At 26.9% G+C, this 3471-nt stretch carries 5 protein-coding genes; 1 reads left to right on the forward strand and 4 read right to left on the reverse strand.

Going from position 1 to position 3471, the window contains the following annotated elements; genetic code table 11:
* The first annotated feature begins 46 nt into the window (after positions 1-46).
* Complete coding sequence (locus AMN88_RS01900) at positions 47-1477, forward strand: ABC transporter permease (protein WP_256997776.1); 1431 nt, start codon at positions 47-49, stop codon at positions 1475-1477.
* Here the strand turns inward: AMN88_RS01900 and AMN88_RS01905 are convergent, their stop codons facing one another.
* The 4 genes from AMN88_RS01905 to AMN88_RS01920 all read right to left on the reverse strand — a co-directional run.
* Complete coding sequence (locus AMN88_RS01905) at positions 1478-1891, reverse strand: carbonic anhydrase (RefSeq protein ID WP_075536177.1); 414 nt, start codon at positions 1889-1891, stop codon at positions 1478-1480.
* A complete protein-coding gene (locus tag AMN88_RS01910; protein WP_075536178.1) occupies positions 1891-2457 on the reverse strand; it encodes an SOUL family heme-binding protein in 567 nt (188 codons plus the stop codon). The genes AMN88_RS01905 and AMN88_RS01910 overlap by 1 nt, the downstream gene beginning before the upstream one ends.
* A 2-nt stretch (positions 2458-2459) precedes the next feature.
* On the reverse strand, positions 2460-3014 hold the full coding sequence (locus AMN88_RS01915) for a hypothetical protein (protein ID WP_075536179.1): 555 nt from the start codon (positions 3012-3014) through the stop codon (positions 2460-2462).
* A 50-nt stretch (positions 3015-3064) separates the two neighbouring features.
* Positions 3065-3471: sulfite exporter TauE/SafE family protein (locus AMN88_RS01920; RefSeq protein WP_143323656.1), on the reverse strand; the 407-nt coding region annotated here is incomplete at its 5' end.

The following is a 3471-nucleotide window of genomic DNA, read 5'->3' on the forward strand; positions in this document are numbered from 1 at the left end:
GGATCTATAATAGGAGTTCAAGTTGGGCAAAAATTAGGAGAAAGAATTGATAGTTCTGGTAATTTTTTCTATCCCAACAATCAGTTCTATTGATCAAGTAAAAGCGTCTAATTTATTTAGAAACGTATTTCAAAATCTTCAATTTTATTATTCTAAGAGATCAATCGTTCTTAGCTTTGTTTTGTTATCTATCTTAATTTTGTTATTCACTATTGGGTCTGAACAGCCCTCATATAGCTTAGGCTACTTTGCTGCTTTTTTTGTGTGTTTAATTGTATTTTTCTTACTTTCAAAATTAATCATTTTTTTCCTAAAAAAATTCAAATCTAGTTCAATAATTTCTTTAAAAGTTTCAATTAAAAATATTACCCAAACAAAAAGTATAACTCCCATTACAGTCATGTCTCTTGGCTTAGGGGTTACTTTATTATTAACATTAGCTTTAGTTGGTACAAATTTTCAAAGAGAAATAGCTAAATCTATTCCAGATATTGCACCTGATTATTTCTTCGTTGGTATTCAAAAAGGAGAAAGAGAGAAATTTGAGCAAGGTATTTTAAATATGGATCCCAATGCATCTATTGAAATTGTGCCAATGGTATCTTCTGGAATTGTAAAAATTAATGGTGTAGATCCTAACACCTATATTAAACCAGATAATGATAGTTACTGGGTAATTGGTAGTGAACGAAGATCATCATGGGTAGAAAATGTTCCTGAAGATAATCCAATTTTACAAGGTGAATGGTGGGATTTAGCAAACCCAGAACAACTTCAAATATCTTTAGATGCAAAAGTTGCTAAAGATTTAAATATCCAGTTAGGTGATATTTTCACTTTAAATGTTTATGGGCGTGAAATTGATGGAAAAGTAATTAATTTTAGAGAGGTGGATTATCGAGATTTAAGCATCAACTTTGCAATGTTATTTAATCCTCAATTTGCAAAAAATATTCCACACGAATATTTGGCTACTGCAAAATTTAATTCAAATAAATTTGATGAAACTGAAATGCTTGAAATCATGCCAAGTTTATCAATGATAAAAATTGCAGATTACTTATCTAAAGTTACAGCTGTTTTGAATAAGGTATTTATTGCAGTTACTTTAATTTCAGCAGTTACTATTGTTATTGGTTTAATTGTGATTTCAAGTGCAATTATGGTTCAAGGAAAAGTAAAAGAATATCAAAATTTAATCTTTAAAATTTTAGGTTTTTCAAAAAAACAAATTGTTTTTTCATCGTTAATTGAATTCATCATTATTTTTAAATCTGTAATTTTAATTGCAATATTCTTTGCGGTGATTGGTTCAAAATTTATTATGGAAAATATTTTTGAGCTAGTGTGGATGTTTGACTTTAAAGTTTTAATTTATTTAGGATTTTCAATCGGCTTTGTTACTTTAATTTTAATATTGCTAACAAACTTAAAATATCTAAATCCTAAAGTTTATCCTCTAATAAGAAATCAATAATTAGAATTTAGTAATTTTACTATCCAAAGAAATTAAATTTAATTCTACTTTCAATTTTGGAAATCTTTTTTTTATTTGTTTTTTAATTTTTGAAAACGACTCTTTATGAATTTTTTTTTCATTATCTGGACTAAATTCTTTATTTCCATTAGCAATTTTAGCTGCGCCACAATCTTTATGATTAATTACAATTAATTTTTCTATTTTATGTAATTGAATAGAGGTTCCTAAATTGTCATAAAATGTTTTATGCCATTTTTTGAATTTATTATGTGTAACACCAACAGCTGCACCTGCAATTGTGAATGCACTGTATTTTCCTATTAATTTTTTTTTCTTTAAATGATTATGTACTAAATGTTGAAATCTTGGATCCATACAAGATAACACCATTGCTTTAAATTTTGATTTCATCAATTTAATTCAACTTTAAACATAGCCTCGTTTCTTCTATTCATTGGAAGGGTAAATGGGCTATCATAAGTTGCTCTAATTGGTGGGCTTATAATTGATACATTGTTTTTTTGTAACTCTTTTTCTAAAATTTCTTTATGCTTAATAAAATTTCCATCTGATGCTCGTCCAGAATACCTAATCACTGCGTAGTATCCTCCTTCAATGTTAACTATTTTAACATCTTCCCTACTTGGATTTGGTACATTTTCTGAGTTAAATTTAGAGGGTAAATAAAATTGCATACTCATATTTCCATTTTTCTCAACTTGGGTAACTGGGGTAGTCATTTTAATTTTCTCTTGAGTATCGTTTCTGCCTGAAATGTAATTAAACAATTTTCTAAAATTACTATCTATTCCAGATGTCATTGTTTCCACCGCTAAACGATCAGAATATTTTCTAATCTCATAAACCTCATTTTTAGAGATAACTTCATAATTTGCTTCTTCGTAAGCCATAACTGTAGAATAAGGTAAAACAAATAAAGTACAAAATACTATAAGATAAAGTTTAATAATTTTCATTGTTACATAATTTTATATTCAAAATTTTGTGTAGTTTCATTAATTTGAATTAATTTAGCGCCATTTCTCTCATGAAAATTAGTTGCCATTTCTGTTAAAGGTGAAAGTGTCACTAATCTATTTAAATGATTAGATTTTTTAATTTTTTTGAACACTTCTTTTACAATTAACTTTCCTCCACCCTTTTTTTTAGACCATACGGTGTAAGCAATTGCTATTTGACCACCAGCCTGATCTCGCATAGCAGTTTGTAGAAATGCATCAGTGCTTAATTTTTCTAACTCTTCAACACTTTTAGGAATTTCATTTGTATAAGCAAAACACATAACAGCATGAATTTCTCCTTTATATTCAACTCCAAAAATTTTTCTTCCATATCCCGTTCTAAACTTATTATCTAACTCCGGTCTTACAGGATCTTCATCTGTATTACATTCTTTTAGCTCAACAAGTTTTGCACCTTTAACCCAACCAAAAAAGTTGTCGATATTTTTATTTAAGACTTGTCGATTTTTTCTTAATCTAGCTTTAATTCTTGGATTAAATTTTTTTTTCATAATTTAAATAAACTTAAACATTTATTTAAAATTTAGTATGTGTAAAAAAATCATATTAGATAATCATATAAAAGCTTTGAGCTAGTTACGAAAATAAGAGCATATATAAAATTGTAAAATAATTTTTCTTCAATAATTTTAAGTAATTTATATCCAATCAATATTCCTAATAATGCAACTGGAAATAATATTGCTGAATGTTTAAAAGATTCTAAATTTGTCATAGACAAATTAATATACAAAGGAAGTTTAATTAAATTTACAAAAGTGAAAAAAAATATTCTTGTTCCAACATAGATTTCTTTTTTCATTCTAAGTGGAAGTAAGTAAAGACTGGTTGGAGTTCCTCCAGCATGGACACAAAAACTTGTAAAACCTGCAATCACTGAACAAATTCCACCTTTTAAAAAGTTTTTCTCAGATTTTTTTTCTTTGTCTTTTTTAAAAAAGAAATAAT

Origin of the sequence: Candidatus Pelagibacter communis (genome assembly GCF_001180165.1) — a bacterium.
GTDB classification, from domain to species: Bacteria; Pseudomonadota; Alphaproteobacteria; order Pelagibacterales; family Pelagibacteraceae; genus Pelagibacter; species Pelagibacter ubique_P.